Here is a 12,456-nt window from a genome sequence, read left to right as displayed (position 1 = left end):
TTCAAAGCTGTGCTTTTTACTTGCGTAACTTCTGAATAAGACGAAGTTGTGCAATCGCTTCTGCAAGCTCGTGAGCTGCTTCTGCATAATTAAAGTCAGCGCCTGGGTTGGCGATGTGCTCTTCTGCACGTCGTTTGGCTTCTTGTGCTGCCTGCTCGTCAAGATCTTCAGCTCGAACCGCGGTATCAGCCAGTACGGTAACATTGCCAGGTTGTACTTCTAGTACACCACCAGCAACATAAATAACTTCTTCTTCACCGTGCTGTTTAACCAAACGCACCATACCAGGTTTAATAGCAGAGATAAGTGGCGCGTGACCTGGGTTAATACCCAATTCACCTTCGCTACCTGTCACCTGAATCGATTCAACGCGTCCTGAGAAGATCGCTTTCTCCGCGCTTACCACGTCCAAATGTACTGTCATTGCCATGTGAACCTCCTGATTAGGTACGTTAGCATGATGCTAGGCTAGCTAATGCTAGCCCCGCTATTATGCTTTCTTGGCTTTCTCTAGCGCTTCTTCGATAGAACCAACCATGTAGAAGGCTTGCTCTGGAAGGTGATCGTACTCACCGTCTAGAATGCCTTTAAAGCCACTGATTGTGTCTTTTAGCGATACATATTTACCAGGTGCACCGGTAAATACTTCTGCTACGAAGAACGGCTGAGATAGGAAACGCTGAATCTTACGAGCACGTGATACCACTTGCTTGTCTTCTTCAGATAGTTCGTCCATACCTAGGATCGCGATGATGTCTTTCAGCTCTTTATAGCGCTGAAGAACAGTCTGTACGCCACGTGCTACGTCATAGTGCTCTTGACCAATTACTAGCGGGTCTAGCTGACGAGACGTTGAATCTAGTGGGTCTACCGCAGGGTAGATACCTAGAGACGCGATATCACGAGAAAGTACTACCGTTGCATCCAAGTGAGCAAAGGTTGTCGCTGGAGATGGGTCAGTCAAGTCATCCGCAGGTACGTATACCGCTTGGATTGAAGTGATTGAACCTGTCTTCGTTGACGTAATACGTTCCTGAAGTACACCCATCTCTTCTGCAAGAGTAGGCTGGTAACCTACCGCAGATGGCATACGACCTAGAAGTGCTGATACCTCAGTACCTGCTAAGGTATAACGATAGATGTTATCTACGAAGAATAGAACGTCACGGCCTTCGTCACGGAACTTCTCAGCCATTGTTAGACCGGTAAGTGCAACACGTAGACGGTTACCCGGTGGCTCGTTCATCTGACCGTATACAAGCGATACTTTATCAAGTACGTTTGATTCGTTCATTTCGTGATAGAAGTCGTTACCCTCACGCGTACGCTCACCAACACCAGCGAATACTGAGAAACCGCTGTGCTCGATTGCGATGTTACGGATAAGTTCCATCATGTTTACGGTTTTACCTACACCCGCACCACCGAATAGACCAACTTTACCACCCTTAGCGAATGGACAAACCAAGTCGATTACTTTGATACCAGTTTCTAGTAGTTCTACCGAGCTAGACTGATCTTCGTAGCTAGGCGCTTCACGGTGAATAGACATACGCTCTTCTTCACCAATTGGGCCAGCTTCGTCGATTGGGTTACCCAATACGTCCATGATACGACCAAGTGTCTTCGTACCAACTGGAACCATGATTGGGTTACCGGTATTTTCTACTGCAAGACCACGTTTTAGTCCATCAGTAGTACCTAGTGCGATGCCACGAACAACACCACCACCTAATTGCTGTTGCACTTCCAGGGTTAGACCTGACAAGTCACCTTCGGTAACTTGTAGTGCGTCATAAACTCTTGGTACCGCATCTTGTGGAAATTCAATATCCACAACGGCGCCAATGATTTGGACGACCTTACCTTGACTCATAATTTGTCCTCGTTATCTCTTTTAAACCTTTGCCTACACCGCTGCGGCACCGCTCACAATCTCACTGATTTCTTGTGTGATTGCAGCCTGACGCGCTTTGTTATATACCAGTTGTAACTCATCAATGAGGTTACCGGCGTTGTCGGTTGCTGCCTTCATGGCAACCATTCGCGCAGCTTGTTCTGACGCCGCGTTTTCTACAACACCCTGATACACCTGAGACTCAATGTAACGAACCATTAGTGCTTCCAAAATTTCTTTTGGATCTGGCTCGTAGATGTAGTCCCAACGATGTTGATATTCTTCGTCTTCTGACTTTGGCAAAGGCAATAACTGATTGATCACAGGTTTCTGTGTCATGGTGTTAACGAAGTCATTGAATACCAAGAATACTCGGTCAATTTGTCCTTCGTCGTACGCTTTAAGCATAACGCGTACAACACCCACTACATCGCTCACAGACGGCTTGTCACCTAAACCAGATTCAGCAGCAAGCAACTTGCCACCAAAGCGGTTGAAGAAACTGCACGCTTTAGAACCTAATGCAGCGAAATCCACTTCTACACCCTGTTCACGCCATTTTTTGACGTCTTGAGTGACGAGCTTAAATTCATTGGTGTTCAAGCCACCACATAAGCCTCGGTCAGTGGAAATCACAATGTAACCGACGCGCTTGACTTCACGCTCTTCCAAATAAGGATGGCGATATTCAAGGTTACCGTTTGCAATGTGACCAATCACTTTAAGCATATTTTGTGCATATGGACGGCCAGAAGCCATGCGTTCCTGCGCCTTTTTCATTTTAGACGCAGCAACCATTTCCATCGCACTGGTAATCTTCTGAGTATTTTTGATACTCCCAATCTTACCTTTTATTTCTTTACCGCTGGCCATGACTATCTCTCCGATTACTCAACGAATTGCGCTGGTGGTTAAACACCAGCACCATTGATTACCAAGTTTGTGTCGCTTTAAAGTTTGTTAAAGCGTCGTTCAACTTAGAGGCAATCTCGTCGTTGTAGTTACCTGATTCGTTGATAGTCTTCATAAGGTCAGCGTGTTCGCTGTTCATGTAAGAGTGAAGAGCGGCTTCAAAATCTAGGATTTTGTTAAGCTCGATACCCTTAAGGAAACCTTTTTCTACCGCGAACAGAGATACACCCATATCAGCAATTGAAAGTGGTGCGTACTGCTTCTGCTTCATTAGCTCAGTTACGCGCTCACCGTGCTCAAGTTGCTCACGAGTTGCGTCATCAAGGTCAGAAGCAAACTGCGAGAACGCCGCAAGTTCACGATACTGAGCTAGGGCTAGACGGATACCGCCACCCAACTTCTTGATGATTTTAGTCTGTGCAGCACCACCAACACGAGATACCGAGATACCAGCGTTAACCGCTGGACGGATACCTGCGTTAAACAAGTCAGTTTCTAGGAAGATCTGACCGTCGGTAATTGAGATTACGTTAGTTGGTACGAATGCAGATACGTCACCAGCTTGCGTTTCGATAATTGGAAGCGCAGTCAATGAACCTGTCTTACCTTTCACTTCGCCGTTTGTGTAACGCTCAACGTATTGTTCGTTTACACGTGCAGCACGTTCTAGTAGACGTGAGTGAAGGTAGAATACGTCACCTGGGTAAGCTTCACGGCCTGGTGGACGCTTAAGTAGTAGTGAGATTTGACGATAAGCAACAGCTTGCTTAGACAAATCATCATATACGATTAGCGCGTCTTCACCGCGGTCACGGAAGAATTCACCCATAGTACAACCAGAGTAAGGCGCTAGGTATTGAAGCGCAGCAGACTCAGATGCAGACGCTGCAACCACGATAGTGTGGTCAAGTGCACCGTGCTCTTCTAGTTTACGTACTACGTTAGCGATAGTAGATGCTTTCTGACCAACCGCTACGTACACACATTTAATGCCTGTACCTTTTTGGTTGATGATAGCGTCAACAGCCATTGCTGTTTTACCACACTGACGGTCACCGATGATAAGCTCACGCTGACCACGACCTACTGGGATCATGGCGTCAACTGACTTATAACCAGTTTGTACTGGCTGGTCTACCGATTGACGCTCGATTACGCCAGGTGCAATTTTTTCAACTGGCTCGAAACCAGCTGCGTCGATTGCGCCTTTACCATCGATAGGCTCACCTAGTGTGTTAACAACACGACCTAGTAGTGCGTTACCTACTGGTACTTCAAGAATACGACCAGTAGATTGTACTTTATCGCCTTCTTTAAGGTCCGCATAAGGACCCATAACAACTGCACCTACAGAGTCTCGCTCAAGGTTTAGTGCAATTGCGTAACGGCTTCCAGGAAGCTCGATCATTTCACCTTGCATTACATCTGCAAGGCCGTGAATGCGGATAATACCGTCTGTTACTGCGACGATAGTACCTTCATTACGTGCTTCACTGCTTACATTGAACTGTTCAATTCTTTTCTTGATCAGTTCAGCAATTTCAGTGGAATTAAGTTGCATGCTCTTATCCCCGTTATGCTTGCAACGCGTCTGCTAGACGGTTCAATTTCGACTTTACGGAACCATCAATGACTGTATCGCCGGCATTAATTACCATTCCAGCGATCAGGGCAGGGTCCACGTTACAATTAAGCTTCACTTTACGTGCCAAACGTTTTTCCAAAGATGCAACCAACTCATTTTGTTGTGCATCAGTCAGCGTAGATGCTGAGGTTACGTCCACTTCTATTTCTTTGTCGTAATCTGCTTTAAATGCATCAAACAAAGTAGAAATTTCAGGCAACGCGGCTAAACGTTTATTCTCAGCCAAAACCTTAACTAGGTTTTGGCCGTGTTCGTCGAGTTGCTCACCACAAACATTGTTAAAAATGTCGGCAAGCGTGTCAGCGGCAACCGCACCAGACAAAAGCTGGTGCATGTCATCGTTCGCTGCTACAGCGCCTGCAAAGGCTAGCATTTCTTGCCATTTTGCAACGGCGTCTTTCTCGACAGCAAAATCGAAAGCAGCTTTAGCATAAGGACGAGCAACGGTTGTCAATTCAGACATGGCTCATCTCCCTATTAAAGCTCAGCGACAAGTTTTTCAACAATGTCGTTTTGTGCGTTTGCATCGATTTCACGTTGTAAGATTTGCTGTGCGCCAGCTACTGCAAGTGCAGAAACCTGCTTGCGCAAATCTTCTTTGGCACGATTGCGTTCAGCTTCAATCTCGGCATAACCAGAAGCGATAATCTTCTCGCGTTCCGCATGGCCTTTTTGCGTTTCTTCGTCAACCAATTGGTTGGCGCGCTTTTTGGCCTGCTCGATAATTTCAGCTGCTTGCGCTTTCGCATCTTTAAGCTGCTCTGTTGCTTTCGCTTGAGCTAGCTCTAGGTCTTTCTCTGCACGTTCAGAAGCTTCAAGCCCATCGGCAATTTTCTTCTGACGTTCTTCAATCGCTGCCATCAGTGGAGGCCATACATATTTCATGCAGAACACCACGAACACAGCGAAGGCGATTAATTGACCAATAAAAGTGGCGTTAATATTCACTATCGCCTCTCCTCATAAAAGTTCGCTAGAGTATGAATTAAAGTAGGTACTGAGGTGGAGCGAACAATAGGAATAGTGCGATACCAACACCGATCATCGCGATAGCATCGATAAGACCCGCTACGATGAACATTTTAACTTGTAGTTGTGGTGCAAGTTCTGGTTGACGAGCAGCAGACTCTAGGAATTTACCACCTAGAAGACCGAAGCCGATAGCGGTACCAAGAGCACCCATACCAATTAGGATAGCAACTGCGATTGCAAGCATGTTTAAATCTCCGATTTAAAGTTTAGTTAAGGTTAATGTTTAAAATAAAACTCGGTTAAAAACGGTACCGAAAAACGTATTCTCGGTACCCGTTAATTCTTAGTGGTCTTCTGCCGCTAGGCTCAAGTACACGATGGTTAGCATCATGAAAATAAACGCCTGAAGCGGAAGTACCAGAATATGGAATACAGCCCACATAAAGTGCAATGGAAGCTGGAAGTAGCCAATCGTCGCGATAAGGATGAAGATTAGCTCACTCGCATAAAGGTTACCGAACAAACGTAGCGCTAGTGAAAGCGGACGCGCAAGCAAGGTAACTGTCTCAAGAATGAAGTTCACCGGAATGAAAAGCGGGTGACCGAAAGGCTGCATAGTAAGCTCTTTAGTAAAGCCACCAATGCCTTTCATCTTGATTGAATAGTAAAGAATTAGGATGAATACACCCGCTGCTAGTGCAAACGTAAGGTTAAGGTCAGTGGTTGGTACCGCCTTCATGTATACATCGTGAGGGTCCATACCAAACGCTGAAGAACCAATTAGGCCCGCGATGGTAGGTAGCAAGTCTACTGGAACAAGATCCATAAGGTTCATTAGCAATACCCATACAAAGATGGTCAGTGCTAATGGCGCGATAAGTGCGCTCTTACCGTGGAAAGTGCTTTTCACGTTATCATCGACAAACTCAACGATTAGCTCGACAAACGCCTGCATTTTGCCAGGTACGCCTGTTGTCGCTTTTTTCGCTACGCTTCTAAAGATGAAAAGGAAAAGTAAACCAAGACCAATAGACCATGCCAACGTATCGACATGCCATGCCCAAAAACCAGCATCAGAACACGCTTTATTAAACGCAATTCCGTTGTCAGTTGAGCACATGGTGGCATTGGTCAAGTGGTGCTTGATGTATTCTGAGGTAGTATATTCAGATGCCATTGTTTAACCCAAGTTGTAAAGTGTAAAAATTTGGTGACTGGTTCTTTAGTCTCAATCGGTCGATTACGTTGTTTTCGTTATCGCAACGCCTTGCGTTGTCTTTATTCTTTCGTACCGTAATGAAACATGGCTAGCGCATGGCTAGCGGTTGTAATCACGAACGCTGCGAAAATCTCTAGCGGCGTAGCATTCAAGCCTTTAAACGCAATTACAAATAAAATGATTGTCAGTGCCAGCTTCATTTTTGAGCCTTGGCTAAAACTTCGTGCAACAAGGTCGTTTTTGCTAGCGCCTGCATAGCGAAATGCAAAGCCAGCAAACACTATCGCAGGCAAAATGCTAATTAAAGCCCCTGCCGCTGCCGACATGGCGGAATGACTTCCTCCTGCGGCGCCTGCGAATGCGGTAACAACTAAGGCTGTAACGGCCTGAAAAAGTAGCCCTTTCTTAGCGAGATCTAACCCGCGTTTTGCTAACTTGTTCGTCACTTTTACTCGCAGCTTGTTCACGTCTTACAAAAAGCGTCAGAAGTATACTGTTTTACCGACAATTTTCAACAGTACAACGCTTTTTGAAAGTTATTCTGAAAATTTTCTATTGCTATAACCGGAAAGGAGAGTGTCCGGTGTTAGCACCGAACAGCGTATCAATTGCGGGTAGGCAAAGAGATCATCTCAATTATTATTATTTTAACCTATTGAATTTTAGAGATAATTCCATCTAATTGTTCAAGGTCGCTAAAGCTAATCGTTAGCTTACCTTTGCCTTTTGCATTGTGATCAATGCTCACAGGTGTGCCCAAATTTTCTGAAAGTCGTGTCATAAGGTTTTGCACGTCAGGGTCAACTTTCTTCTCTAGCTTAGGTTTAGCGGGCTCTAATAGCTTTTTCACAAGCTTTTCAGTATCGCGCACGGTAAGACCTTTGCCCGACACTACTTGCGCCGTTTCTGACTGAGTTTCACCTTCAAGCGCTAACAGCGCTCTAGCATGACCCATTTCAATATCGCCATGCTCAACTAACAATTTCACGTCATCGTTTAAATTATTCAGGCGAAGTAAATTTGTCACCGTGGTACGTGATTTGCCCACCGCTTCGGCCACTTCTTGATGAGTCAGCGCGAACTCATTCATTAAACGGTCGAGGGCTTGCGCCTCTTCCATAGCATTTAAATCTTCACGCTGGATATTTTCGATAAGGGCAATGGCCACTGCCGCTTCGTCAGGCACGTTTTTAACTAAACAAGGTACTTCGTCAAGCTGTGCTAATTGTGACGCTCGCCAGCGGCGTTCACCGGCAATAATTTCATAGCGGTGCTCGTCGACTTTTCTCACTACGATAGGCTGAATAATACCTTGCGCACGAATAGACGATGCCAGTTCTTCTAATGCCTCAGGTGACATATCTTTACGAGGCTGATACTTGCCCGGCACTAAGTATTCAATAGGGAGTTTGCTTAACTCACCGTTGGTTGAATTTACCTCGGCGGCATCTTGTTCTTTTTGAGCAGATGATTGGCTGGTTGCGAGTAGCGCATCTAAACCGCGGCCAAGGCCTCTTTTACGTGCTGACATAGTGTCCTCTATGGCATGTGCTGATAGTGTTCAGCTTATTGTCGTTTAACTTGCTTTTGCCTGTGCAGGCGTTGTTTTATCCCTACGACGCAGTATTTCACCCGCCAGTGCCAGGTAGGCTTTAGCGCCTGTCGATGATTTATCATAATACATCGCTGGCGTACCGAAGCTTGGCGCTTCAGCTAGGCGAACGTTACGCGGAATAACCGTCCGATAAACTTGTTCACCAAAATGGCGCTTCAATTGTTCTGAAACGTCGTTAGCAAGGCGGTTGCGCGGGTCGTACATAGTACGCAATACGCCTTCGATCTTCAATTCTGGATTCACTACAGATGCCAGTTTTTGAATGGTATCCATAAGAGCAGTGAGGCCTTCTAGCGCATAATATTCGCACTGCATAGGTACCATCACTGAATCAGCTGCAGCTAAGGCGTTCACTGTTAGCTGGTTAAGTGAAGGCGGGCAGTCGATAAAGACAAAATCGTAGTAATCCATGACAGGCTTCAACGCGTTGCGAAGCCTTACTTCTCGGGCAAACATTTCCATCAGCTTAATTTCTGCCGCGGTCACGTCACCGTTCGCTGCGATGAGGTCGTACTTGCCGCTTGTCGCTTTAACGATAACATCGTTAATTGGCTTTTCTTCAATCAACAATTCAAATGCGGTAGATTCAACGTCGTATTTATCAACGCCGCTTCCCATGGTTGCATTACCCTGTGGATCGAGATCAATCAGCAACACTTTGCGTTTAGTTGCTGCCATTGACGCTGCCACGTTAACTGCGGTGGTTGTTTTTCCAACACCACCTTTTTGATTCGCGATCGCGATTACCTTAGCCACGTTTGATCCTGTTCTCGTCTATGTCTATTTTTTGGCTATTTCTTTTTTAGCCAAACCAGATGTCGTTCGCCTACCAAATTTGGCACAGTGAGGTTTTCCGTTTTGCTCACATGGAAGTGATCACTCACTTCGTCTATTTCATCTTGTGGAAACTGACCTTTAAGCGCCAAAAACTGACCTTCTGAATCTACCAGATGCTGACACCAGTGCAACATATCTTTTAGTGAAGCGAAAGCTCGGCTTAACACAATATCGTAAGGCGTATCGCCATTGTGCTCTTCAACGCGGCTTTGCACTGGGGTTACGTTAGTTAATCCAAGGGTATGCACACATTGGGTCATAAACCGTACACGTTTGCCTAGCGAATCAAGCAGTGTAAAAGATTTATCCGGAAATGCGATAGCTAATGGCATACCAGGAAGGCCAGGGCCAGTACCAACATCAATGATATTGTCACCATCAAGAAAGGGCACAATAGCCAGCGAGTCTAGAATGTGTTTCACCATCATTTGCTTAGGATCGCGCACAGAGGTAAGGTTGTACGCCTTATTCCATTTGTCCATAAGCAGCACATAGTCAACTAGCTGCTGCTGTTGCTTATCACTTAAATCTAGTGAAAGGGCATCGAGTCCAGACACCAAAATGGTGTGCAATTCTTGCTGTATCGTCATCGAAAAATCTGTCTGTTCGCGTTAATGTTTTTTGCTCTACACAGTCCATACCATAAACACGCGCGGCGAATCGTGATTTGCCGCTCATTTGCAGCCGTTTGTTAATGCAGCTCTTTCATGCTCGATACAGGTGCGCTTGAAAAATGCACCTTAATTCATCAAAGCCGCACAACGAACGTAAATTGGTGTAATGGGACGGTGTGAAAAGCGCCGAGTTTTTCTAGTTTTCGCATAGTTTAAGCGATTATGATTATCATAATACGCGAATAAATAGGAAAAACTAAGCGCTGCGAGTAATGCGTTGATTTAAGCGCGTGTTTTACGCACTAATTTTCTCTTGCTTGCGCAACATGCCGTGTTTTTTAAGGTAAACCAGCAGTAAAGAGATGGCCGCCGGGGTAATGCCCGAAATACGCGACGCTTTACCAATAGTTTCCGGTCTGGCTTCGGTTAACTTGGCTACAACCTCGTTCGACAGGCCAGAAATTTTGCTGAAGTCCATATCAACCGGCAACAAAGTATTTTCGTGTCGCTGCGTTTTCGCGATTTCATCCATTTGACGGGCAATGTAGCCGGCGTACTTAATTTGAATTTCTACTTGCTCTGCAGCAATCGGATCTTCAAGACCTGGGCCAACACTTTCAATTTCCATTAACCGGCCGTAAGTCATTTCAGGACGACGGATCAGCTCTTCAAGAGAATGTTCACGACTCACCGGATTTTTCAGCATGGTATTGAGTTCTGGCGTTGCCGCGTGATCAGGGTGGATCCACTGACCGCGTAAACGCTGTAGCTCACTTTCTACCGCTTCCATCTTTTCGTTAAATTTCGCCCATCGCGCATCATCAACAAGACCAATCTCTCGGCCCATCGCGGTTAAGCGGCTATCGGCATTGTCTTCACGAAGCAGAAGTCTGTATTCAGCACGGCTAGTGAACATGCGATACGGTTCTTTCGTACCCATGGTGGCTAAGTCGTCGATAAGCACGCCCATGTATGCCTGATCGCGGCGTAAAATCATCGGGTCTTTTTCTTGAACCTGTAGCGCTGCGTTCGCGCCTGCTACTAACCCTTGCGCACCCGCTTCTTCATAGCCAGTGGTACCGTTAATCTGGCCAGCAAAGAACAAGCCTCGAATAAACTTCGTTTCCAGTGTTTGTTTCAGATCGCGTGGGTCAAAGAAATCATATTCAATGGCATAGCCCGGGCGAACAATGTGCGCATTTTCAAAACCTTTGATCGAACGGACAAGGTTCATCTGTACGTCAAATGGCAAACTGGTTGAAATACCATTTGGATAAACTTCAATGCTGTTTAAACCTTCTGGCTCAACAAAAATTTGATGCGATGTCTTGTCTGCGAAACGGGTGATCTTATCTTCAATACTTGGGCAATAACGCGGTCCAATACCTTCGATAACGCCAGTAAACATAGGTGAGCGATCTAACCCTCCGCGAATGATATCGTGGGTTTTTTCATTAGTGTGGGTGATGTAGCACGGGATCTGGGTTGGGTGCATGGTTCTGTCACCCATGAAAGAGAATACCGGCGTAGGATTGTCACCAGGTTGAGGCTGCATTACAGAAAAATCTAACGAGCGAGCATCAAGTCTTGCTGGTGTCCCAGTTTTTAAACGGTCAACACGAAACGGAAGTGCACGTAGTCTATCTGCAAGTGCGATAGACGGTGGATCGCCGGCACGACCGCCGCGATAGTTTTCAAGACCAATGTGTATGGTTCCGCCAAGGAAAGTACCCACTGTCAGTACCACAGACTTGGCTTTAAACTTCAAGCCCATTTGCGTAACAACACCGCATACCTGATCGTTTTCAACAATCAGATCGTCAACGCTTTGTTGGAACAAGGTTAGGTTTTCTTGATTTTCAACAATGTCGCGAATAGCGTTTTTGTAAAGCGTACGGTCTGCTTGCGCACGTGTTGCACGAACAGCTGGGCCTTTAGACGAGTTTAATGTTCTAAACTGAATACCACCTTTGTCGATAGCCAGTGCCATTGCACCACCTAACGCATCGATCTCTTTTACAAGATGGCCTTTACCGATCCCGCCAATTGCAGGGTTACACGACATCTGGCCTATCGTTTCAATATTATGAGTGAGCAACAGTGTATTGGCACCCATGCGAGCAGCTGCAAGTGCCGCTTCTGTACCTGCATGTCCACCACCTACAACGATGACATCAAATGCTTCAGCATAAAACATGGTTAAACCTCACTATTAACTTACGATAAGCCGATTAAAAACTAATTTTTCTCATGCAGAGACTGCCGAAAAAAGGGCGCGTATTTTATCTGACTTATTGGATAAAGAAAATGATTAAATTTTCTTCAAAACCTGTTTTTGAAAAGGTGTGATCGAATTATAAGATCTTAAGATCTCTTTTAGATCTGTTTATTTTTACTTTTATTAGGATCATCAAGATCTGTGGGTAACCGATCAAAGCACATAAAGATCATCAAGTTACGCGATCAATAACATTGGGAAACCCCGATCCATAACCCTACCTCAAACTTGTGTATAAATAGCCTTTTTATCCACACCCCGAATCGTTTGAAAAGTTATTCTTTTTTCGATCAAAGCTTATGCACAGTGGTTTGTAGGATCCTATCCACAGGGGTGATCAAGATGTGATCCAACTGGGGATAAAATGTTTGCTATTTATGTATCGCGATCAAAAGATCGTGTAGTTACGTGCGTTATAGCGTGATCACATTGTGGAGGAGATCTTTTCCAAAAGCTGTGATTAGATC

The 12,456-nt window shown here is 45.5% G+C and carries 13 protein-coding genes; all 13 read right to left on the bottom strand.

Annotated elements, in window-relative coordinates:
• Nucleotides 1–16 precede the first annotated feature (16 nt).
• The 13 genes from E5672_RS12010 to mnmG all read right to left on the bottom strand — a co-directional run bounded on the left by E5672_RS12010 (nucleotide 17) and on the right by mnmG (nucleotide 11,908).
• Complete coding sequence (locus E5672_RS12010; RefSeq protein WP_136782407.1) at nucleotides 17–430, bottom strand: F0F1 ATP synthase subunit epsilon; 414 nt, start codon at nucleotides 428–430, stop codon at nucleotides 17–19.
• A 60-nt stretch (nucleotides 431–490) separates the two neighbouring features.
• A complete protein-coding gene (atpD, locus tag E5672_RS12005) occupies nucleotides 491–1,876 on the bottom strand; it encodes a F0F1 ATP synthase subunit beta (RefSeq protein ID WP_039221268.1) in 1,386 nt (461 codons plus the stop codon).
• Between the two features lie 33 nt (nucleotides 1,877–1,909).
• The gene (gene atpG, locus E5672_RS12000; protein WP_012520217.1) at nucleotides 1,910–2,770 is read right to left on the bottom strand and encodes a F0F1 ATP synthase subunit gamma; all 861 of its coding nucleotides are present in this window, start codon (nucleotides 2,768–2,770) and stop codon (nucleotides 1,910–1,912) included.
• A gap of 58 nt (nucleotides 2,771–2,828) precedes the next feature.
• Nucleotides 2,829–4,370 carry a F0F1 ATP synthase subunit alpha gene (gene atpA, locus E5672_RS11995; protein ID WP_014951450.1) on the bottom strand — a complete coding sequence of 514 codons (1,542 nt, stop codon included), beginning with the start codon at nucleotides 4,368–4,370 and terminating at the stop codon, nucleotides 2,829–2,831.
• Nucleotides 4,371–4,383: 13 nt separating this feature from the next.
• Nucleotides 4,384–4,917, bottom strand: coding sequence for a F0F1 ATP synthase subunit delta (gene atpH / locus E5672_RS11990; RefSeq protein ID WP_014951451.1), 534 nt, complete (start codon nucleotides 4,915–4,917; stop codon nucleotides 4,384–4,386).
• A 14-nt stretch (nucleotides 4,918–4,931) separates the two neighbouring features.
• A complete protein-coding gene (gene atpF, locus E5672_RS11985) occupies nucleotides 4,932–5,402 on the bottom strand; it encodes a F0F1 ATP synthase subunit B (RefSeq protein ID WP_075177147.1) in 471 nt (156 codons plus the stop codon).
• A 37-nt stretch (nucleotides 5,403–5,439) separates the two neighbouring features.
• Nucleotides 5,440–5,670: a F0F1 ATP synthase subunit C gene (gene atpE, locus E5672_RS11980; RefSeq protein ID WP_075177146.1), complete on the bottom strand. Its 231-nt coding sequence runs from the start codon at nucleotides 5,668–5,670 to the stop codon at nucleotides 5,440–5,442.
• Nucleotides 5,671–5,769: 99 nt separating this feature from the next.
• Nucleotides 5,770–6,603, bottom strand: coding sequence for a F0F1 ATP synthase subunit A (atpB, locus tag E5672_RS11975; RefSeq protein ID WP_136782406.1), 834 nt, complete (start codon nucleotides 6,601–6,603; stop codon nucleotides 5,770–5,772).
• A 101-nt stretch (nucleotides 6,604–6,704) separates the two neighbouring features.
• Nucleotides 6,705–7,091: an ATP synthase subunit I gene (locus tag E5672_RS11970; RefSeq protein WP_136782405.1), complete on the bottom strand. Its 387-nt coding sequence runs from the start codon at nucleotides 7,089–7,091 to the stop codon at nucleotides 6,705–6,707.
• A gap of 206 nt (nucleotides 7,092–7,297) precedes the next feature.
• Entirely contained in the window at nucleotides 7,298–8,176 is an 879-nt protein-coding gene (locus E5672_RS11965) for a ParB/RepB/Spo0J family partition protein (protein ID WP_136782404.1), read from the bottom strand.
• A gap of 45 nt (nucleotides 8,177–8,221) precedes the next feature.
• Nucleotides 8,222–9,016 carry a ParA family protein gene (locus E5672_RS11960; protein ID WP_014951455.1) on the bottom strand — a complete coding sequence of 265 codons (795 nt, stop codon included), beginning with the start codon at nucleotides 9,014–9,016 and terminating at the stop codon, nucleotides 8,222–8,224.
• Between the two features lie 35 nt (nucleotides 9,017–9,051).
• Nucleotides 9,052–9,687, bottom strand: coding sequence for a 16S rRNA (guanine(527)-N(7))-methyltransferase RsmG (gene rsmG / locus E5672_RS11955; RefSeq protein WP_015000148.1), 636 nt, complete (start codon nucleotides 9,685–9,687; stop codon nucleotides 9,052–9,054).
• A 319-nt stretch (nucleotides 9,688–10,006) separates the two neighbouring features.
• On the bottom strand, nucleotides 10,007–11,908 hold the full coding sequence (gene mnmG, locus E5672_RS11950) for a tRNA uridine-5-carboxymethylaminomethyl(34) synthesis enzyme MnmG (protein ID WP_136782403.1): 1,902 nt from the start codon (nucleotides 11,906–11,908) through the stop codon (nucleotides 10,007–10,009).
• Between the last annotated feature and the right edge of the window lie 548 nt (nucleotides 11,909–12,456).

Source organism: Alteromonas portus, from assembly GCF_005117025.1.
Classification (GTDB): Bacteria; Pseudomonadota; Gammaproteobacteria; order Enterobacterales; family Alteromonadaceae; genus Alteromonas; species Alteromonas portus.
Note: the sequence above shows the minus strand (reverse complement) of the source record. Positions and strands in the feature narration are given on the sequence as shown.

Coding starts and splice junctions, on each gene's coding strand:
- rsmG (WP_015000148.1), bottom strand. CDS start 9,687: ATGACGATACAGCAAGAATTGCACACCATTTTGGTGTCTGGACTCGAT.
- atpE (WP_075177146.1), bottom strand. CDS start 5,670: ATGCTTGCAATCGCAGTTGCTATCCTAATTGGTATGGGTGCTCTTGGT.
- atpG (WP_012520217.1), bottom strand. CDS start 2,770: ATGGCCAGCGGTAAAGAAATAAAAGGTAAGATTGGGAGTATCAAAAAT.
- E5672_RS11965 (WP_136782404.1), bottom strand. CDS start 8,176: ATGTCAGCACGTAAAAGAGGCCTTGGCCGCGGTTTAGATGCGCTACTC.
- atpD (WP_039221268.1), bottom strand. CDS start 1,876: ATGAGTCAAGGTAAGGTCGTCCAAATCATTGGCGCCGTTGTGGATATT.
- E5672_RS12010 (WP_136782407.1), bottom strand. CDS start 430: ATGGCAATGACAGTACATTTGGACGTGGTAAGCGCGGAGAAAGCGATC.
- mnmG (WP_136782403.1), bottom strand. CDS start 11,908: ATGTTTTATGCTGAAGCATTTGATGTCATCGTTGTAGGTGGTGGACAT.
- atpB (WP_136782406.1), bottom strand. CDS start 6,603: ATGGCATCTGAATATACTACCTCAGAATACATCAAGCACCACTTGACC.
- atpA (WP_014951450.1), bottom strand. CDS start 4,370: ATGCAACTTAATTCCACTGAAATTGCTGAACTGATCAAGAAAAGAATT.
- atpH (WP_014951451.1), bottom strand. CDS start 4,917: ATGTCTGAATTGACAACCGTTGCTCGTCCTTATGCTAAAGCTGCTTTC.